Here is a 20,071-nt window from a genome sequence, read left to right as displayed (position 1 = left end):
AGCGAACCGGCTTAGAAGTTCGCCGCCGCGCGCTTGTCACCGGCGCGGTAGGTGGGCGACGCCTCCAGGACCTTCTTGGCGATGTCGTCAAGGTTGGCGCGGATGGCGTTGGCGTCCGTCTTCCACTTGTTCTGCGCGGTGGTGTAGGCCTCCTTGGCCTCACCCTCCCAGAGCTCCGAAACCTTCGCGATCATCAACCTGATCTCTTCGAGGTCCTTCGCCAGTTCTCCGGCCTGCTTCTTGATCTCGCCTGCCGCGAGATCAAGGCTCGCGTAAGTGACGACCGTCGTACCGTCGTTGCTTCCCATAGGGTCCTCCGCTGAATTCTGGTTACGAGATGAGGGTCAGAAGCCGTTCAGGCTGGACTTGTTATTCGGATCGGTGTAGTGGCCCGGAACAACGTCCACGCCGCTGAGAGCCTTGCGGATCTCGTCCTCGTTGTCGCCCGAGATGGTGCGAGCGGCTTTGATGGCCTCCTGGAAGTGCGAGAGCTGCTTGGCCAGATCGACCATGCGGTTGTTGATCTCGGTCTGCTTCAGGTTGAAGTGGTTGGCACCGATGCCCTGCCACTTGCCTTCGAGGTTGTCGATCGTCGCGTGGAGCTTCTTGACCTGCCCCTTGACAGCTTCGAACTTGATGGAGAGATCACTCTCCAGCTTCAGGAGCGCGGCATCTGAGACCTTCTGGTCTGCCATGGTTCTCTTTCCCTTTCGGTTGGTTCTGCACGGCCGGCATGGACCGCCGGCCGGTGCATGCGGGACGTGCGGTCAGGCAGCCTTACGCCTGCGGACCACGGCGTAGGCCACTCCTCCGAGCACGGCCACGGCTGCGGCCACGCCGAGGATGAGGCCCAACTGGCTTTCATCATCGGAGGAGTTGGACTCCTTTACCGCTGCCGCCTTTTCGCCTTCCGCACCGTTCTCGGCGGGCGGCGGCGAGGTGGAGGAGGAAGGCTCGGACGACTTGGCGGGGCCGGTCGTCTTCTCCTCGGTGAGCGGGCTGATGTCCGGGGCACCGGGGTCGCCCTTGCCCTTGAGGACGTTCATCGAAGGGCGGATCAGGCCGTGCCCGAGGTACTCGCTGCGCTCCCCGTCTTTCCAGTCGCGGGCGGCAGTGCCGAAGAGGGCATTGAGGACCTGGTTGGCGGTCCAGTCGGGGTGGAGGGACCAGACGAGGGCGGCAGAGGCGGAGGCGATGGCGGTGGCGGCGCTGGTTCCACCGTCTCCGTCGCAGTAGCTCTTGAAGGAGTTGTCGCACCAACTGGGAACGTCACTCCCTGGCGAGGCAACATCCACCGTGCCTGCGTGCTGCGAATAGAACGAGACTTTCCCCTCGCGGTCTGCTGAAGCAACACCCACTACCTGGGGATAGGCAGCTGGGTACCCCCGCTCGTTCTCCTTATGCCCTTTGTTCCCTACGGACGCGAAGAGCAATTTTCCTTTACTTTCCGCATACTTGATCGCTTCGCGATCCTGGGGCGTGGTGTGCCGACTGCCGAAGGACATACTGATGATCTGCGCATCGCTGTCGGCCGCAGCGCGGATGGCATCCGCAACGTCCTGGATGGAGCTGGAGTGCTTCTCCTGAAACTCATCCAGGGCAATGCGCAGAGGAATGATCTTGGCTCCAGGAGCGAGTCCCTTCAGGCCGCCCCCCTTGCCCGTCCCGGCGATCAGCTCAGCCATCGTCGTACCGTGACCCTCATAGTCGTCGGTTTCGTCGCCCGGTGCCCCGGTTGCATCGACTCCCTTGAGAACTTGTCCTTGGAGCGAGGGAGTGGACGGGTTCACACCCGTGTCGACGACAGCGACCTTGACGCCTTCGCCGGTCGTGACCTTCCACATGTCCTCGGCCTGCATCGCGCCGAGGTACCACTGCTTCGACTGTGCGTCAGCTGCGGCAGGCTGCGCCGCACCGACGAGCACCACACTCCACGAAGCGGCCACAGCCAGCGTGCCGAGCACACGCACACGCCTCCGAGCTCGGCTCATTCCTGCTGTCATCCCGGCTTCCGAACCTTCCCTGGGACTGCTACTCGACCACCGGAGGCACGGCCCCGCGCCGTCCGGCATTCCACGTCTCTTCGTCTTCTGTCAGGTAGTCGGGACGGGTCGACCCGTTGGCCTCGTCCTCCCGGCCCTTGTCCCGGCGGGCTGCCGGACCCCGAACGAGGCCCGCGCCACCGGCTGTGAAGCCTTTGGCGTTCGAGCCGGTTCCGCCAGCCTTGCGGGGTGCGGCGACGACTCCGTTGGCGCCGGAAGCGGGAGTGGCTCGCCCACCGGGACGAGAGGGAGCAGCAGCTGCTCCACGTCCCCCGATCACTCCGCGCTGCCCGGAGCTTCCGGCAGCGGCGCGGCCCTGAGCCGGCGTGTGCTGCGGGGTTCCCCCGATGATGCCGTTCCGGCCTCCGGCACGGGGACCGGCGCCGGTGGACGTACCACCGGGGCCGACGGCGGGCCGACCGCCCGTCACACCGGATCGACCGGCCGTCGGCACCTGCGACTGAGGTCCGACCGGCGGACGACCGTTGAACGTTCCCCCGCCCCCCATCGGGCCGGGGCGACCGACCGGGGGGCCGCCCTGTCCTCTCGGGACGGGACCTCCCCCGGTGGGCTGAGCCTTGCCCAATCCCTGGCCGGGCTGGCTGACCGTTCGCGGCATGCCCGTTGGCCCCGTCAAACGCTGTGTGCCGCCCTGCACAGGGTTGGTGAGACTGGGCGGCATGAACGTCGGTGGAGTGCCGGGCAGCCCTGTCGTGGGCGTCGGTGATGGTTGCGGTGGCGTGCCAGTGATCGGCGTCGGAGCTTGCGGAGGCGCGACGGCGTTGATCTCCGTGCCGACGGTCCTGTCCGGCAGAGGTGCCGAGCCGAGAACCTCGGCCGGCGGCCGGTGGGCTGCAACTACCTGAGCAGAGGGCGATGGGTTTGTGCGCCCTGCCGCGTCCGGCACTGCACTGTTGCCGAGACTCTCGGAGCGCTCGCCGGAAGCACCAGACGACGGGTATTGATCACGACCGGTCGTCGGCGGCGGCACAGTGATACCCAACTGCTTATCAAACCGCGGCGGCTCCTGCCCCTCCAGCCGCTCCCCCGAGACCGAGTAGTACGAGGCCAAGCGATTGATCTGGTTGATGGCCTCCTGGCGGTCCTTCTCCACCTTCAGAGCGGCCTGGTACTCCGGGTTGTCCGCCACCCGGCCCGGCAGTTCGATGTCGTCCGGGCTCTTGCGTACCTGCCTGCTGTCCCGGGGTGGCATGGCGCTGCGTACGGAGGCCAGGCCGGTACCCGCGACCGTGATCTGCGTGCCGGCCACGTCCGCGAAGTCACCCAGCTTCCGGGCGTGGGCGACCAGGCCCTTGCCGAAGGCGCGGAAGGCCGTGCCGGACTCGCCGTGCCAGTCGACCCCCTTCATGTTGTCTTCCAGCTCCTGCGCGGCCTTCTTGATGGCGTCTCTGGCATCCCAGAGTGCCTTGCCCGCGTTCTCCAGGTCTTCCGGCTTGGTGTTCTCCACCAGGTCGATCATGGAGTTGAGCTGGAATCCCTCGAAGGAGGTACGGCCGACGGGCGCGCTGGCGAAGGGCATCTTGCGGACGGCCTCGGAGATGTCCGTCTGGGCCATCTGGATTTTGACCCGCGCGTCGTCCTGCCCCCGCTGCTCGGCGGGCGTCAGGTTTTCCTGTTTTTCGTCGCTCATTCCGCTCCCCACCCGGAGTCGACCTGCTTGTCCTTGTTGGTCGGTTCAGGCTTGGCGTGCTTCTCGTTCTCTTCGTACAAGCGGGTCTGGATCTCGTGGAAGCGCCGCCTGACGTCGTCCTCGACGTTGTCGAAGCCGACCGCCGCCGCGTGCACCCCCAGGCTCAGGTACTCGATCTGGTCACCCAGGGACTTGGAGAGCGAGACAAGGGAGGAGTGGACCCGGTTGTACTGGGTGTACAGGCCGTCCGCCTCGGCGAAGCAGGCGTTCTGGCCGCTCAGTGAGGCCCGCGTGATCTTCTGGTCGGCGACCTTCGTCCTGCTGGCCGCCGAGCCCTCGAAGTCCGCCAGCAGGACGTCGACGCTCTTCTTGAACTTCTCCAGCGCGCCCACCCCGCGCTTGAGATCACCCGTACCGTCTTCGGCCACAGCGCCGACCTCCCCGTTCTGCATCCCCGTTTGCTCGGATCGTTCCGCGTTGCTATCGCACTGACAGCGGTCCGATCCGATCTCATCGTGGCAACTCTAGTCACTGCCTACGACAGCGCCAATCGACTTGGTGGCCACGTGACTTGTCTCATGGCCGCCCTTCACCGTTCCTCCGCTCCACCTCACCCGACCACCCGACCCGCGCGTCGCCGCTTGTCCCGTACCGCCACTGCCGTGCCCGCGATGGCCGCGACCAGGACGCCGCCGCCGACCACGACGTACGTCGCCAGGCGGGCGTTCCGCTCGTCGGCCGTTTCGCCCAGGTGGAGTTCGGCGGGGGCGGGGGCTTTGCCCTTGCTCATGCCCTCGCTCGCGATCGGGCGGTCGATCGGCTTGTCGTCCTCGGTGAGGGCGCGTACCGGGTCGACGACGCCCCAGCCGACCGCGCGGTCGTGGCCGGCGATGGAGCGTTCCGCGGTCTGCTGGATCTGCGCGACGATCTGCGCCTGCGTCCAGTCGGGGTGCTTCGCCCTGATCAGGGCGGCGACCCCGGCGACGTACGGGGCGGAGAAGCTGGTTCCGTTGTCGGCGCAGTGTCCGCCGCCGGGAACCGTGGAGATCATGTCCACCCCGGGGGCGGCGATGCCGACGAAGTCTCCGGACTGGGAGAAGGGCGCCCGTTCGTTGTTGCGGTCCGAGGAGGCGACGGCCAGGACGCCCTTGAAGGAGGCCGGGTAGGTCTCCTTGACGTTTCCGCCGAGGCCGTCGTTGCCGGCCGAGGCGACGACCACGACGTTCCGGGCGAGTGCTCCGTCCACGGCCTGCTTCAGCTCCGTGGACGGTTTCACGGCGTCGGCGGTGTCCTGGGAGATGTTGATGATGTCGGCGTTCGCCTCGTTGGCGGCGTAGGTGATGGCCCTGGCGAGGGTCGCCGTGTTGCCGTGCCCCTCGGCGTCGTTCTGCTGGATCGGGATGATCGTCGCGTCGGGGGCGAGGCCGCTGAAGCCGGTGCCCTTCGCCTCGCGGGCGGCGATGATGCCGGCGACCTTGGTGCCGTGGCCCACGGTGTCCGTGGTGCCGTTCTCCTTGCCGCGCTCGATCTTCATGCCGTCGTCGGTCTTGAGGCCCTTCGGCAGGTAGTTGCGGCCCGCTCTGACGTCGACCGCCTTCGTGAGCTGGTCGTTCTTGATGTCGACGCCGGTGTCGATGACCGCGACGCGGACGCCCTTGCCGGTGGACTGCTTCCACAACTCGTCCAGCAGGACGCGCTGCAACGCCCAGGGGCGGCCCGGGTACTTCTTGGACGGGAACGTGCACTGGGTCGAGTCCTCCGCGGCCGCGGGGGTCACCGGCAGGGTGACCAGGAGGACGGCCGCTGCCGCGGTGGCCGTCAGCAGACGGCGGGCCGCCCGGCCGGAGTCGGGGGTGTCTGCCATCGTCACGAGCCCTGCGGCTGGCTGGCCGCGCCGGTGGAGAGCCGGGGGCCGGTCGGCAGGAGCGCGGACCAGGCCGCCGGTACGGGGTTGGGGTCGACGTCCTTGTAGCCGAGGCGGTTCTGTGCCTGCTGCGCCTCCTGCTGCTGGGCCTCCCGGTCCTTCTTGCTGCCGGATGCGCCGATGCCGGAGTCGTCCTGGCCGCTGTCGCTGTTGGACTGCATCGCGTAGCGCAGGCCGGTGTCGGTGACCAGAAAGAGGAAGCCCGCACTGGTGGTGGACCCCTTGAACTGGCGGAAGAACTCACCCGATCCGGGGGTGACGTAGGCGCTGCTGGAGCCGGTGGGGAGCGTCGCGGGGAAGCTCGTACCCACCCAGGTGCTCAGAGTGGTGGCGCCGCTGTCGGCGTCCACGCCCCGCAGAACGTTGCACACGGTGTTCCGACTGCCCTTCTTGACGTCAGGGGAGTTTACGGGCTCGGGCTTGTCGGCCGGCCAGTCCCTCTCCTGGCCGAACGGTGCGCCCGGCTCGAGCTCGGCGGCGCTCACCGGCTTCGCTGTGCCCGCCTGCTTGAGGGGCACCAGCTGCCGGCTGCTGAGCAGGAGCTTGGCCGTGAAGTCCGAGACCGGGGCGACCCTGCCCGGCAGGACGACGTAGCTCTGGGTCTTGGTTCCCGCCGTCGCGGTCAGGACCATCCCGACGCGGTTGGTCCGGGCGTCCAGGGTGCCGGGGGCGCCGGCGGGGGCTCCGGGGACCCCGTCCACGGTCGGGAAGGTGATCGGGTCACCGGTGTGGAGCGTGGCCAGCCAGGCGGCGGAGACCCGCTGCGGCTTGGAGTTCTGGCCGACCAGGGTGCGCAGGAGCAGTTCGTCCTTCTGGACGGGGTAGGCCTTGCCCGAGGCGTCGACGATGTAGCGGGTCCGGTCCGGGCCCTCGACGTACATCAGCTCGCCGCCCCGCAGGGCGTTCTTCCCCTCGGTCTTCTTCTCCTCGCGCTCGGCGAAGATGAAGGTCGCCTTCTGGATCGCCCGGCCGCCCTCCCCGGGGCGTTCGCAGACCGCCCAGCGCTTGGCCGCACCCGCTTCCTTGGAGTCGGGCAGCCGGTCGGGGGCGTACGGGATACCGAGGGTGGCGCCGTGCGGAATCTTGCCGCTGTCCAGGACGGACTCGTTGACGTTGACGACGGTGCCCTTGTCCGGGGCGAGCAGGAGCTTGGCGGAGGCCATGTTCAGAACGGGGTGCAGCTGCCTCTTGCCGTCGGTCGTCAACACCACGTACCGGGTGGTGGACTTGCTCGCGATGATGACGTGTTCCTTGGGGGTGTCCCATTTCTGGGGGGCCACCGGCTTGAACATGCCCCAGGCGCCGAACACGGCGAGAACCACGATGGCGATGATGGCCCCCGGCAGCACCGCGCGCAGCGGCCTGGGGGCGCCTTCCTCGGACCCGGTGGGGTTGGGCTGCAGGAACTGTGCGATCAACCTCCGCTTCGCAAAGGTATAGGCGTTGAGCTCGTCCCGCCGTGATGCCATGTGTCCGCTGACCCTTCGTCCCCAGTGATCGAAAGTGATCGGAGCAGGGTCCCGCACGCACCGTCGGCCCCCGCTGCCGTACCGCGCCCCTACTATGCCTGCTGGGGTTGCGCTCCCCGTGCTCAGGTAGGGTGACGACCCGATCAACACCCGTGTAAAAAGCGGTGAATACGGACACGAGGGGGCAACGCGGCGATGGGTTCAGCTACGCGCGAGCGTACCGGGCGGGCCGGCCGTCGAGCCGCCGGGACTTCCCGGAGGCAACGCAGCAACCAGACGCCCGCACCGGCCCCCGATCCGTCCTCGCCGTCCGCCGCCCCCGGGCAGACCGCGCCCGCCGCGACGACCCTGCGTTCGATCTCGCGGACCGACCGGGTGCGCCCGGTGCTGCGGCAGCTGGTGATCGTCGAGGTGGGTCTCGTGATCGCCGCGGTGGGTGCGGCGCTGGGCGGCGCGTGGATGATCCCCTCGCTCGTGCTGCTGTGCCTGCTGGTCGCGCTCGCGGTGGTACGCCGACGGGGCCGCGCGCTCCAGGACTGGGTGTCGAGCGCTCTGGGGCTCCGGGCCCGGCGCCGGGCCGCAGCCGCCACGTCGCCGGCGGACGCGGAGCCGATGCTGGCCCCGGTCGCCGAGAGCGTTCCCGGCTTCGCCCCGCACGTCTATGTCGACCGGAACCACCGGACGGTGGGAATGCTCGGCGACGGCACGTTCCTGACCGCCGTGGTGCGGGTCGAGGCGAGCGGCGAGTCGCTGCGGCCCGCGTTCGGCGCCCGGTCGCTCCCGCTGTCGCTGCTGGGCGACGCCCTCACGGTGGACGACATCGTGGCGGAGTCGGCGCAGTTGGTGCAGCAGGTGCGGTGCGCGCCCGCTCCTCATCTGCCGCAGCAGTCGGTGGCCCGGCTCTCGTACGCGCCGCTGCAGGACCAGACCGGTGCGCCCGCCCTGCGGATGACGTGGGTGGCGGTGAAGCTGGATCCGGAGCTGTGCCGTGAGGCCATCGAAGCGCGCGGCGGCGGTATGGAGGGGGCGCAGCGCTGTCTGGTGCGGGTCGCCGACCATGTGGCGAGCCGGGTCACGGGAGCCGGATTCCAGGCCGCGGTGCTGGACCAGGACGAGCTGAACTCCGCGGTAGCCACCTCCGCCTGTGCCAATCCCATCCTGTCGGGTCGGGCGGGCCGCCCGGACGCCGCCCCGCAGCGGCGCACCATGGAGACGTCGCGGGTCTGGCGGTGCGACGACCGCTGGCACACCACGTACGCGGTGGACCGCTGGCCCGAGCTGGGCCGGGGTGCGACGCCGCTGCCGCAACTGGTCGCGCTGCTGACGTCGGTGCCCGCGTACGCGACGACGTTCAGCCTGACGGTACGCCGCGGGGCGCGCCAGGGCTCGGCGAGCGTGGTCGGCCATGTGCGGGTCACCGGTGGTTCGGACACCGAACTCATCGGTGTGAGAAGGACGTTGGAGCAGGCCGCCCGGCACGCCAAGGTGGGCCTTGTACGGCTGGACCGCGAGCAGTTGCCGGGTGTCCTGGCCACGCTCCCGCTGGGAGGCGCACAGTGAGCAACCGGACCGAGCCCCGGCGCGGGCTGCGCGGCCCCCGTCACGCGGGTCACACCGTGGCCGCGGACCATCTGGGCGCGTTGTCGCTGCCGGTCGGCGACGACGGCGTGATCATCGGCAACGACGCGAACAACAAGCCGCAGCTGATCGGGTTCCACCGTCCGGTGCCGTACGACGTGACGCTGATCGGCGGGCTGTGGACGGCGCAGGTCCTGGCGTTGCGGGCGGCGGGCACCGGCGCCCGGGTGGCGGTCGAGACCGGTCGTGTCCAGGCCTGGACGACGCTCGCCCAGGCGGCGGGCGCCGGGCTGGAGTGCGTGTCCCTGTACGACGTGGGCCGCGTTCCGCCGACGGGTGCGACCGTGGGCAGCCCCGTGGTCGTCGTACGGGACTGCGGGATACGGCCGCCGCGCGGTCGGGTGGTGTCCTCGCCGTGGCAGTCCGTGCTGACGCTGCTCCCCTATCTGAGCCCCGTCGCACCGCGGTTGATGCGGTCCTCGGCGCTGGTGGGCGTCCAGCGGGTCTCCCCCGGCGAGGCCGAGCAGATCGGCCGGATCCTGGGGCTCGCGCGCGCCGAGTACGAGGCGCTGCCCACGTTGGCGGACGGGGTCACCCTGTGGGTCGCGGGGCGCGAACACCATTGGGTGATGACGAACCCGACCGACGCCGAGACCGGCCTGCTGGGCACAGCTCGCCGGATGGACTGATTCCTGTCCCGTTCGGCCCCCGAACGCCCTTCCCGCCAGGGAACATGGACCACGCACCGCATCCGTTCGATCGAAGGGACGCCGTCATGGGCACCCAGCAGGAAAAAGACGAGCTCTACGCTCTCGACATCTCCGACGTGACCTGGCTCAGCGCGCCGGGCACCGAGGAGGCCGAGGAGCGCGTCGAGATCGCGCATCTGCCGGGCGGCGGCGTCGCCATGCGTTCCTCGCTGGACCCGGACACCGTCCTGCGGTACACGGAGGCGGAGTGGACGGCGTTCGTCCTGGGCGCTCGCGACGGTGAGTTCGACCTCACCTAGGTCCGGTCCCTCACGGTTCGTCACCGCCGGGGCGCGGGACGCGGTGACGGAGGGCTGCCGGAGTGGCCTCCGCCCTTCCCCTTGGGCCTGTATGGCCGCTAATGCCCGGCTCGCGACCGCCCTTCCCTCACACGGGGTCCACCGGGCTGTGACACCTGGCCGGTGGGGCGGTTTTTGCCGTGCCCTACGCCCTGCCTGAGTTCACCGGATGGCGATTAGGGTGGGTGGGGCGCGGCATGAAGAAACCTGCGAGCAGGTGATGCGCGTCGCAAGGGGGAGAGCCGGGCGGACCGGCACATCGGGAACGGTCGCCCCCACCCACCACGGCACAAGGGTGCTCGACCACACCAGGAGGCAAAGTGAACGGCGATCGGGACGAGATCCGCGGCGGATGGGACCTGCCCGTCGACGAGTCGTCCGACGCGGATCCCGCCGAGATGACGGGTGAGTTCACCATCGACTACACCCCTCCCGCCTGGTACACGCAGAACGCGGCGGGGGACTCGTCGGGAGGGGCGGGCTCGCATCTGGCGCCCCCTCCGCCGCCGGTCGGGGCGCCCCTGTCCTCGCCCGACCTGTCGGCGGCACCCGGGGGCTTCGAGCCCAACTGGGCGCCCGCACCGCCGACTCCGCCCGCGCCCGCCGAGCCGGTCGTCCCCGCTGCTGAGCGGGCCCCGGCCGCCGCCGCTCCGGAGACGCCGCAGGCGACGGCTCCGGCCGCTCCGGCCGCGGAGAGCGCGGATGCCGGTCCGTTCGGCGGTGGCGATGTGGAGAGCGGCGCGACGATGCGGTTCTCGCCCGCCGCGCTCAAGCGGGAGATCGCGGAGCGCGAGGCGGAGGCCGCGGCTGGGTCGGACGCCGGCGCGAAGGGTGACCAGAAGAACGACGAGGAGGCCGATGCCCCGGTTTCCTCCGGCACGGGCTCCGAGGACGCTTCCCTGTCCGGTGCCTCCTCGGCCGGTGCCTCCTCCGAACTGTCGGTCTCTCCCGCCCCGGACGCCGGCTCCTCGGACACCGGGGAGGGCGAAGCGGCCGGGACCGGCACGGAGGCGGCTCCGGCCGTCGCTGACGCGCCCGCCGCCCCCTCCGCCGTTACGGACGCGGGCGCGCAGGATGTCGTGCCACAGGACGTCGTGCCGCAGGATGCCGCGCCCCAGGACGCGCCGCCGCCCGCCGCCGACACCCCGCAGGCCGCCCCCGCACCCGTGCCGTGGTCGCCGCCCGCGCAGGGCGGCGCGCTGCCGCCCCTGCCGCCCGCCTTCCAGCCGGCCGCTCCGGCGTCCTCCGCGCCGCAGCCCGCGGCGCGCTGGCCCGGTGCCGCCCCGGTGAACCAGGCGCCCGGCGGCTACGGCTTCCCCCAGGCGGGCCCGGCTGCCCAGCCGCCGCAGACGCCCCAGCCGCCGCACCAGCAGCAGCCGTTCCCCGGTCAGCCCGACCACCCCGGCCCGGGCGCGCCGCTGCCGCCGCAGGCCCACCCCCAGAACGCGGGCGGTTACGGCTTCCCTCCGCAGGGCGGCTACGGCTTCCCGCAGACCGGCCAGCCGGGTCAGCAGCCCCAGCAGCAGGGCCAGCCGGGCCAGGCGCCCAACGCACCGCAGCAGCCCCAGCCTCACGCGCCCTTCCCGGCCCAGGGCACTCCGAACCTCCCCGCGCCCGTCGCCCCGCAGCAGCCGGACGCGTACGGGCAGCAGCCCCCAGCCCAGGGCCAGCCCCAAGCCCAGGGCCAGCCCCAGGCCCAGCCGCATCAGCAGCAGCCCGTCGACCCGCGTACGGGCGGTGCCTGGCCCACTCCCGTCGCGCACGACCAGCGCGAGCGGTCCGTGCCGGGCGCCCCGCTCGGGTACACTGCGGCCGTCGAGCTCTCCTCCGACCGGCTGGTGCGGGGCAAGCAGAAGGCCAAGAGCAGCCGTAACCCCTCGGCCGCCTCCCGGTTCAAGCTGGGCGGCAAGAAGGAGGAGGCCGAGCGGCTGCGCAAGCTGGAGCTGATCCGTACGCCGGTGCTCTCCTGCTACCGCATCGCGGTCATCAGCCTCAAGGGCGGCGTGGGCAAGACCACCACGACCACCGCCCTGGGTTCGACGCTGGCCACCGAGCGGCAGGACAAGATCCTCGCCATCGACGCCAACCCCGACGCCGGCACGCTCGGCCGCCGCGTGCGCCGCGAGACCGGTGCGACCATCCGCGACCTGGTCCAGGCGATCCCGTACCTCAACTCGTACATGGACATCCGCCGGTTCACCTCGCAGGCGCCCTCCGGTCTGGAGATCATCGCCAACGACGTGGACCCGGCCGTCTCGACGACGTTCAACGACGAGGACTACCGGCGCGCGATCGAGGTGCTCGGGAAGCAGTACCCGATCATCCTCACCGACTCCGGCACCGGGCTGCTCTACAGCGCGATGCGCGGGGTCCTCGACCTCGCCGATCAGCTGATCATCATCTCGACCCCCTCGGTCGACGGCGCCTCCAGCGCCTCCACGACGCTGGACTGGCTGTCGGCGCACGGGTACGCGGACCTGGTGCAGCGTTCGCTCACCGTCATCTCCGGGGTCCGCGAGACCGGCAAGATGATCAAGGTGGACGACATCGTGCAGCACTTCGAGACGCGCTGCCGCGGCGTCGTCGTCGTGCCGTTCGACGAGCACCTGGCGGCGGGCGCCGAGGTCGACCTCGACATGATGCGGCCCAAGACCCGCGAGGCGTACTTCCACCTCTCGGCGCTGGTGGCCGAGGACTTCGCGCGGGCCCAGCAGCAGCAGGGGCTGTGGACGGCGGACGGCCAGAACCCGCCGCCGCAGTTCGCCCCGCCCCTGCCCGGTCATCAGGCTTTCCCGGCACAGGGCCAGCCGATGCCGGGCCAGCAGCCCCCGGGTCAGCAGATCCCCGGCCAGCAGCCATACGCGCCCCAGCAGCCCGGCCCCGGCCAGCCGTACGCCCCGCAGCCCCACCAGCCGCAGCACCCCGGGCAGCCGCAGCAGGGCCAGCCGGGGCAGCAGCCCTACAGCGGCCAGCCCTACGGCGGGCAGCAGCCGTACGGGGGATATCAGACGGCCGGTCAGCCGGGGGCGCCCCAGGCCCCCTACCCCCCGCAGGCGGCACCGGGCGGACCGCAGAACGGGTGGCAGCAGTCGCCTCCCCCGCAGGCCGGGCCCGGTACGCCCGGGGCCGGTGTGCCGCAGCAGGGGCAGCCGGAGCAGCAGGGCGGACCGGCCAACCCGGCAGGCCAGCCCGATCTGCAGGGCCCCGTGCCCCCGGCCGGCTGGCAGCAGACGCCTCCGCAGCCGCCGCCGGCACCGCAGCAGTAGGCCGCCGGCAGGGCCGCCGAAACGGCCGAAGTGGTTTAGACCAATGAGGGCTCGCACCGCTCACGCGGTGCGAGCCCTTCCGCATTCCCGCAGCCCACACGCGGTTTGACACACCGTTGACGAGGCTCGACCACCGCTGATAAACCTTCGCTTCACCAACTGGCGAACCAGAGATCTGCCCGCCTTCTTCAGCGAGTGATGACGCGAGGTCCCCGTCCATGGTCACAAGAGTTCCCCACCACTCCGTCCGGCCACGCCGACGGCTACGCCTTCTGCTGGCGTCCGGGGCTGCCGCTCTGGCGCTCGCCGCCGGATCCGTCGTCCCGGGCAATCCGCTCACGCCGGCACCTCCGGAGGCCCGCGCCGCCGACGGGAAGACGACGCTCACGGTCGCCGTCGCTCAGAGCGTCGACTCCCTCAGCCCGTTCCTGGGGCAGCGGCTGGTCAGCACGAGCATCTACCGGTTGATGTACGACTTCCTCACCAACTACGACCCCAAGGACAACAAGGCGATCCCGGGTCTGGCCACCGCGTGGGAGCCCTCTGCGGACAAGCTGACGTGGACGTACACGATCCGTTCGGACTCGAAGTGGTCCGACGGGCAACAGGCCACCGCCGAGGACGCGGCCTGGACGTTCAACAAGATGATGACCGACGAGGCCGCCGCGACCTCCAACGGCAACTTCGTCGGCAACTTCGAGAAGGTGACCGCCCCCAGCAAGGACAAGCTGGTCATCAAGCTCAAGGAGCCGCAGGCCACGATGGCCGCGCTCGACGTCCCGATCGTCCCCCAGCACGTCTGGGAGAAGGTCGGCGACTTCTCGAAGTTCAACAACGACAAGGACTTCCCCGTCGTGGGGAACGGTCCGTTCATCCTGACGGACTACAAGGTCGACAGCTATGTGAAGCTGAAGGCCAACAAGGACTTCTGGCGCGGTTCGCCCAAGTTCGACGAGCTGGTCTTCCGCTACTACAAGGACCAGGACGCGGCCGTGGCCGCCCTGCGCAAGGGCGAGGTCTCCTTCGTCGCGGGCAGCCCCAGCCTGACGCCCGCCCAGTCCGCCTCGCTGGAGAAGGCCCCGGACATCAAGGTGAACGACGCCCCGGGCCGCCGCTTCTTCGCGCTCGCCGTCAACCCCGGGGCGCGGACCAAGGACGGGCAGAAGTTCGGCGACGGCCACCCGGCGCTGCTGGACCAGAAGGTGCGGCACGCGCTGTTCATGGCGGTCGACCGCAAGACCATCATCGACAAGGTCTTCCGGGGCCACGCCGTGGAGGGCGAGGGCTACATCCCGCCGCGCTTCGGCGACTACTTCTGGAAACCGGCGGACGGCCAGAAGCTCGCCTACGACCCGGCGAAGGCGGCCTCCCTCCTCGACGAGGCCGGGTACAAGAAGAACGGCGCGGGCAAGCGCGTCGGCAAGGACGGCAAGCCGCTGGACTTCCGTATCCTCTGCCACGCCACCGACCCCAACGACAAGGCGATCGGCAAGTACCTCCAGGAGTGGTGGGGCGAGCAGGGCATCGGGCTGAAGGTCGACTGCCTCGACAACGTCTCCGACCCCTGGTACGCCGGTGAGTACGACCTCGCCTTCGACGGCTGGTCCGTCAACCCCGACCCCGACTTCGTCCTCTCCATCCACACCTGCGCCGCCCTGCCGTCCAAGGCGAAGGAGTCGGCCGCGACCGACAACTTCATCTGCGACAAGCAGTACGACGAGCTCTACAAGAAGCAACTGGCGGAGTACGACCCCGCCAAGCGGGCGGATCTGGTCAAGCAACTGGAGTCGCGGCTGTACGACACCGGGTACATGAACGTCATGGCGTACCCGAATGCCGTCGAGGCCTACCGCACCGACCACATCGAGTCCATCACCACCATGCCGTCGGCCGCGGGCAACATCTACGGCCAGGACGGTTACTGGAGCTGGTGGTCGGCGGTCCCGGCCGCCGGGGCCTCCTCGTCCGGTTCCTCCGACTCCGGTGGCTCCTCCACCGGGGTGCTCATCGGAGTCGGGATCGCCGTCGTCGTCCTCGCCGGTGGCGGACTGCTGTTCGCCATGCGTCGCCGCTCCACCGCGGAAGACCGTGAATAGTCCATGAGCTCAGAAAGCACTCCCGCCCTGCTGAAGGGCGCGGCGGGCGTGGAGAGCACAGAATCCGGCGGCCCGGCTCCGGCCGGGCCGTCGGCCCGCTCCCCACGCTCCCGCAGTACGGCCGCCTACGCCCGCTACGCGGCGGGCAAACTCGCCGGAGCGGCCGTCTCCCTCTTCGCCGTCCTCGTCACCAGCTTCTTCCTCTTCCGCCTGATCCCCGGCGACCCGGTCAAGCAGATGACCGGCGGCCGTCAGGTGTCGACGGAACAGATCGCGGCGATGCGCCGTGAGTTCGGGCTCGACCTGCCGCTGTGGCAGCAGTTCACGCAGTACTGCGGCAAGGCGCTGACCGGCGACTTCGGTACGTCGTACCAGTTCCGCGCCCCGGTCGTCGACAAGATCGCCGAGGCGCTGCCCGCCACTCTCCTGCTGACCGGCACCGCCTTCGTCATCTACACGCTGCTCGGCATCTGGCTGGGCGCGCGCTCCGCGTGGCGCAACGGCAGTGCCGGGGACCGGGCCAACACGGCGTTCGCGCTGACGCTGTACTCGGTGCCGTCGTTCTGGCTCGGTCTGCTCCTCATCATCACCCTGTCGGTGGGTATCGGCCCGATCCCCGGCCTGTTCCCGACCGGCGGTATGGAGTCCGGCGACACCGAGGGCTTCGACCGGGTGCTGGACATCGCCCACCACCTGGTGCTGCCCGTCGTCACGCTGGTCGCCGTGGAGTACGCGCGCACCCTGCTGGTGATGCGCTCCTCGCTGCTGGACGAGATGGGCAGCGACTATCTGACGACGGCCCGCGCCAAGGGGCTGCGCGACGACCTCGTGCGCCGCAGGCATGCCGTGCCGAACGCGATGCTGCCCACCGTCACCCTGCTCTTCGTGAACCTCGGTACGACGGTGGCGGGGGCGATCCTGGTGGAGACGGTGTTCTCCTGGCCGGGCCTCGGCGGCCTCTTCTACCAGGCGCTGAGCGTGCCCGACCTGCCGTTGGTGCAGGCGCTGTTCTTCGTGTTCGCCGCCGCCGTGATCCTGATGAACACGCTGGCCGATGTGATCTATCCGCTGCTCGATCCTCGGGTGGGCCGATGACGACGTCGATGCGGAAGCCTTCCGAACCGCAGGAGCCGGACGCCCGCAAGCCCTCCCGGCCCCCCGGGGATGCACGGGCACAGAGCCCCCGCGCCCTGACCCGGGCCCGGCGGCGGCAGGCGGTGGCCCGCTTCTGGCGGCAGTACCGCACGCACCGCGCCGGTCTCGTCGGGCTCGCCGTGCTCGCGGTGATCGCTCTGCTGGCGCTGACCGCCCCGCTGCTGGTCGGGGCCGACTCGCAGAGCGTGACGAACGCCCCGGGCGGCCCGCTGGAGGAGCCGAGCGGTGAATTCCCGCTCGGGACCGACCAGTTCGGGCGCAGCCTGCTGGCCCTGATGCTGTGGGGCACACGGGTGTCGCTGACGGTCGGGCTGCTCGCCGCCTTCCTGTCGGTGGCGATCGGCACCCTGATCGGGATCACCGCGGGACACTTCAAGGGCTGGTACGCCACCGTCATCATGCGGGTGACGGACTGGTTCCTGGTGATGCCGACCCTCGTTCTGGCCATCGCCCTGGCCACGGTCCTCTCCCGGTCGATCTGGACGACGATCCTGGCGATCGGCGTGACGACCTGGCCGACGACCGCCCGTCTGGTCCGCGCCCAGACGCTGTCCGTCGAGTCCCGCCCGTACATCGAACGCTCGCGGGCGCTCGGCGGCGGTCACGGGCACATCATGTCGCGTCACGTCCTGCCCAATGTGATGCCGCTGGTGCTGGCGCAGACCACGCTCGTGATCTCCACCGCCATCCTCACCGAGGCGACCCTCGCCTTCCTCGGGCTCAGCGATCCCACGATCGTCTCCTGGGGCGGTCTGCTCCAGGACGCCCGTGAGGCCGGCGCGGTCAGCTCCGGCAACTGGTGGTACCTCGCGCCGCCCGGACTCGCCATCGCCGTGGTCGCCCTCGCCTTCACGCTGTGCGGCCGCGCCATCGAGTCCGTGCTCAACCCCAAGCTGGGGGTGTCCCGTTGACCGCCACCACCACGACCACCACGCCGAACCCGGACCCGTCCGGCTCACCCGGTCTGTCGGAGCCGGTCGGCGATCCCCCGCTCCTGGAGGTGCGGAATCTGACCGTCACGTACGGCGGCGGGGCCGACGCCGTCCCCGCCGTACGGGGGGTCGACCTGCGGGTCGAGGCCGGGCAGAAGCTCGGCATCGCCGGTGAGTCCGGCTGCGGGAAGTCCACCCTGGCCCTGGCCCTGCTCCGCCTCCTGCCCGCGACGGCGAAGCTCACCGGGGAGATCCTGCTCGACGGCGAGGACGTCCTCACCATGAAGTGGGGGCGGCTGCGGGCGGTCCGCTGGGCTGGCGCGTCGATCGTCTTCCAGGGCGCGATGCACTCGCTGAACGCCGTCCACCGGGTCGGGGACCAGATCGCCGAACCGATCCTGCTGCACAGCAAGGCCACCCCGGCCGCCGCCCGCAGGCGCGCCGGCGAACTGCTGGAACAGGTGGGCCTGCCCGCCGCCCGCGCGCAGGCGTATCCGCACGAGCTGTCCGGCGGGCAGCGCCAGCGCGTGATGATCGCGATGGCACTGGCCTGCGATCCGCGGCTGATCGTGGCGGACGAACCGACGACCGCGCTGGACGTGATGATCCAGGCGCAGATCCTGCGCCTGATCGAGCAGCTGGTGTCCGATCAGAACGTCGGCCTGATCATGATCAGCCACGACCTCGCGGTGCTCGCCGACACCTGCGACCGGCTCTCGGTGATGTACGCGGGCCGGGTCGTGGAGGAGGGCCCGGCGCGGCAGGTGTACACGGACGCCCGCCACCCGTACGGCAAGGCCCTCTCCGCCGCGTTCCCGAAAATCGGGGACCCGTCCTCGCGGCACGCCCCGCGCGGGCTGCCGGGCGACCCGCCGGACCCGGCCGCGCTGCCGGGCGGCTGTACGTTCCACCCACGGTGCCCGGTGGCGCTGGACATCTGCGGCACCGAGGACCAGGAGCTGCGGGAGGCAGGGGCGGAGCGCCGGGCGGCCTGCGTCCTGGTGGGCTCGGACGGCGCGCACGCGGACGGCGCACGGCCCGACGCGGACGGCACGCACGCGGACGGCGCACGGCCCGACGCGGACGGCACGCACGCGGACGGCGCACGGCCCGACGCGGACGGCACGCACGCGGACGGCGCACGGCCCGGAGAAACAAGGAGCACCTCTTGAGCACCACGCCCCTCGTCAGCACTGCGCCCCTCCTCAGCGCCGAGGAGCTGAAGGTCGCGTTCCCGGGCCGGAGCGGGGCCGCCACCGCCCGGGCCGTCGACGGCGTCGACCTCGACATCCGGCCCGGTGAGATCGTCGCGCTGGTCGGCGAGTCCGGCTGCGGCAAGACGACGCTCGCCCGGTCCCTGCTGGGCCTGGTCCCGCCCACCTCGGGCCGGGTCACCTTCGGCGGCGCCCCGCTCGACTACACGGGCCGGGCGCTGAAGGCGTACCGAAAGCGCGTGCAGCTGGTCCTCCAGGACCCGAGCGGCTCCCTCAACCCCCGGCACACGGTGTACGACGCGGTGGCGGAGGGGCTGCGCATCCACGGGTACGCGGGGGACGAGCGGGCGGCCGTCTCGGATGCCCTCTCCCGGGCCGGCCTGCGGCCGCCGGAGCGGTTCTTCCTGCGCTTCCCGCACGAGCTGTCGGGCGGTCAGCGCCAGCGCGTCGTGATCGCCGGGGCGCTGGTGCTGGAGCCGGAGCTGATCGTGGCCGACGAGCCGGTGGCCTCGCTGGACGCATCGGTACGGGGCGAGATCCTGGCGCTCCTGCTGCGCCTGCGGGACGAGCTGGGGCTCTCGGCGCTGGTCGTCACCCATGACCTGGGGCTCGCCTGGAACATCGCGGACCGGGTGGCGGTGATGTATCTGGGCCGGATCGTCGAGACGGGCCCCGTCGAGCAACTGCTCACGGCCCCTCAGCACCCGTACACCCGGGCCCTGCTGTCCGTCCTCCCGGAGGCGGAGGGCGAACCGGTGGTGCTGGCCGGGGAGCCGCCGGACCCCTCGAAGGTGCCTTCCGGCTGCCGGTTCCACGTCCGCTGCCAGGTCCTGGCCTCGGGTGAGGCGGAGCGGGCGGGGGTGGCGGAGGCCTGCCGCACGGTGGATCTGCCGGTGCTGAACGGGGGCGGGGACGCCCAGGTGGCGTGCCACTGGGCGGCGGCGTGTGCCGGGGGGAGCGGGGACGCGCCCGCCGACAAACCGACGATCTGAGGCCGGTGGCCTCAGGGGGTCCGGTAGCGGGCGTAGATCAGCCCACCGGAGAAGGCGCGCTCCTCGACCAGTTCGAGGTCGAGGCGCACGCCGTCGGGGAAGAACCGCTTGCCGCCGCCGACCACGCTCGTGGTGATGAAGAGGTGGTACTCGTCCACCAGGCCGGCCGCGATCGCCTGGGCCGCGAGGTTCGGGCCGTCGACGGTGAGGTCGGCCTCCGCCTCGGCCTTGAGCCGGCGCACCGCGTCCGGGTCGAAGGACCGCTCGATCCGGGTCTTCGCGCTGGACACCGAGTCGAGCGTCGTGGAGTACACGACCTTCTCCGCGGCCTGCCAGTCGCGGGCGTACTGCAGGATGTGCGGCGGCTGGTCGGGCTCGGTGTGCGCGGTCTCCCAGTAGACCATCGTCTCGTACATCCGCCGCCCGTAGAGGTAGGTGCCGACCGGCCGGAAGAGGTCGTTGACGAAGGTGTGCACCTCCGGGTCCTCGGCTCCGGTGCCGAGGCCGCCCTCCGTCGCCTCGGCGTAGCCGTCGAGCGAGGTGATCATGGAGTAGATGAGTCTGGCCACGGCGTCTCCTTCGGTACGAACGCACGCGTTCCGGTGGTCCCGCACATGATGACCATCGCGCACCGCGGAATTCATCGGTGGGCATGCGCCGGTACGACCCCCGAGACAAACCGCAAAGAGTTCTTCGCGAAGATG

The 20,071-nt window shown here is 70.7% G+C and carries 17 protein-coding genes; 9 read left to right on the top strand and 8 right to left on the bottom strand.

Going from position 1 to position 20,071, the window contains the following annotated elements; all coding sequences use genetic code 11:
- Positions 1-11: 11 nt before the first annotated feature.
- The 7 genes from RNL97_RS24955 to eccB all read right to left on the bottom strand — a co-directional run bounded on the left by RNL97_RS24955 (position 12) and on the right by eccB (position 7,086).
- Positions 12-308, bottom strand: coding sequence for a WXG100 family type VII secretion target (locus RNL97_RS24955; RefSeq protein WP_030588103.1), 297 nt, complete (start codon positions 306-308; stop codon positions 12-14).
- 36 nt (positions 309-344) lie between these two features.
- On the bottom strand, positions 345-695 hold the full coding sequence (locus tag RNL97_RS24950; protein ID WP_030588100.1) for a WXG100 family type VII secretion target: 351 nt from the start codon (positions 693-695) through the stop codon (positions 345-347).
- Positions 696-767: 72 nt separating this feature from the next.
- Positions 768-2,003 carry a S8 family serine peptidase gene (locus RNL97_RS24945; protein WP_313751216.1) on the bottom strand — a complete coding sequence of 412 codons (1,236 nt, stop codon included), beginning with the start codon at positions 2,001-2,003 and terminating at the stop codon, positions 768-770.
- A gap of 28 nt (positions 2,004-2,031) precedes the next feature.
- Positions 2,032-3,693 (bottom strand): hypothetical protein, encoded by a 1,662-nt coding sequence (locus RNL97_RS24940; RefSeq protein ID WP_313751215.1) that lies wholly within the window; start codon positions 3,691-3,693, stop codon positions 2,032-2,034.
- Complete coding sequence (locus RNL97_RS24935; RefSeq protein ID WP_313751214.1) at positions 3,690-4,145, bottom strand: hypothetical protein; 456 nt, start codon at positions 4,143-4,145, stop codon at positions 3,690-3,692. The genes RNL97_RS24940 and RNL97_RS24935 overlap by 4 nt, the downstream gene beginning before the upstream one ends.
- 158 nt (positions 4,146-4,303) lie before the next feature.
- Positions 4,304-5,557, bottom strand: coding sequence for a type VII secretion-associated serine protease mycosin (gene mycP, locus RNL97_RS24930; RefSeq protein WP_030588088.1), 1,254 nt, complete (start codon positions 5,555-5,557; stop codon positions 4,304-4,306).
- Positions 5,558-5,559: 2 nt separating this feature from the next.
- Positions 5,560-7,086: a type VII secretion protein EccB gene (gene eccB / locus RNL97_RS24925; RefSeq protein ID WP_243315350.1), complete on the bottom strand. Its 1,527-nt coding sequence runs from the start codon at positions 7,084-7,086 to the stop codon at positions 5,560-5,562.
- Positions 7,087-7,281: 195 nt separating this feature from the next.
- Between eccB and eccE the strand changes: the two genes are divergently transcribed.
- The 9 genes from eccE to RNL97_RS24880 all read left to right on the top strand — a co-directional run bounded on the left by eccE (position 7,282) and on the right by RNL97_RS24880 (position 19,367).
- On the top strand, positions 7,282-8,646 hold the full coding sequence (eccE, locus tag RNL97_RS24920) for a type VII secretion protein EccE (protein WP_030588083.1): 1,365 nt from the start codon (positions 7,282-7,284) through the stop codon (positions 8,644-8,646).
- On the top strand, positions 8,643-9,353 hold the full coding sequence (locus tag RNL97_RS24915; protein ID WP_313751213.1) for a hypothetical protein: 711 nt from the start codon (positions 8,643-8,645) through the stop codon (positions 9,351-9,353). The genes eccE and RNL97_RS24915 overlap by 4 nt, the downstream gene beginning before the upstream one ends.
- 86 nt (positions 9,354-9,439) lie before the next feature.
- Complete coding sequence (locus tag RNL97_RS24910; protein ID WP_010061864.1) at positions 9,440-9,673, top strand: DUF397 domain-containing protein; 234 nt, start codon at positions 9,440-9,442, stop codon at positions 9,671-9,673.
- Positions 9,674-10,032: 359 nt separating this feature from the next.
- Positions 10,033-12,978, top strand: a complete 2,946-nt coding sequence (locus RNL97_RS24905; protein ID WP_313751212.1) for an SCO5717 family growth-regulating ATPase — start codon at positions 10,033-10,035, stop codon at positions 12,976-12,978.
- 218 nt (positions 12,979-13,196) lie between these two features.
- The gene (locus RNL97_RS24900) at positions 13,197-15,074 is read left to right on the top strand and encodes an ABC transporter substrate-binding protein (protein WP_030588076.1); all 1,878 of its coding nucleotides are present in this window, start codon (positions 13,197-13,199) and stop codon (positions 15,072-15,074) included.
- A gap of 3 nt (positions 15,075-15,077) precedes the next feature.
- The gene (locus RNL97_RS24895; protein ID WP_030588074.1) at positions 15,078-16,169 is read left to right on the top strand and encodes an ABC transporter permease; all 1,092 of its coding nucleotides are present in this window, start codon (positions 15,078-15,080) and stop codon (positions 16,167-16,169) included.
- A complete protein-coding gene (locus RNL97_RS24890) occupies positions 16,166-17,140 on the top strand; it encodes an ABC transporter permease (protein ID WP_243315344.1) in 975 nt (324 codons plus the stop codon). The genes RNL97_RS24895 and RNL97_RS24890 overlap by 4 nt, the downstream gene beginning before the upstream one ends.
- On the top strand, positions 17,137-18,333 hold the full coding sequence (locus RNL97_RS24885) for an ABC transporter ATP-binding protein (protein WP_313751211.1): 1,197 nt from the start codon (positions 17,137-17,139) through the stop codon (positions 18,331-18,333). The genes RNL97_RS24890 and RNL97_RS24885 overlap by 4 nt, the downstream gene beginning before the upstream one ends.
- Complete coding sequence (locus tag RNL97_RS24880; protein WP_313751210.1) at positions 18,330-19,367, top strand: ABC transporter ATP-binding protein; 1,038 nt, start codon at positions 18,330-18,332, stop codon at positions 19,365-19,367. Before RNL97_RS24885 ends, RNL97_RS24880 begins: the two co-directional genes overlap by 4 nt.
- Before the next feature lie 11 nt (positions 19,368-19,378).
- Here the strand turns inward: RNL97_RS24880 and RNL97_RS24875 are convergent, their stop codons facing one another.
- Complete coding sequence (locus RNL97_RS24875; RefSeq protein ID WP_030588063.1) at positions 19,379-19,936, bottom strand: dihydrofolate reductase family protein; 558 nt, start codon at positions 19,934-19,936, stop codon at positions 19,379-19,381.
- Between the last annotated feature and the right edge of the window lie 135 nt (positions 19,937-20,071).

The organism is Streptomyces parvus, assembly GCF_032121415.1.
Lineage (GTDB): Bacteria > Actinomycetota > Actinomycetes > Streptomycetales > Streptomycetaceae > Streptomyces > Streptomyces globisporus_A.
This window is presented reverse-complemented; position numbering and strand designations above follow the sequence as displayed.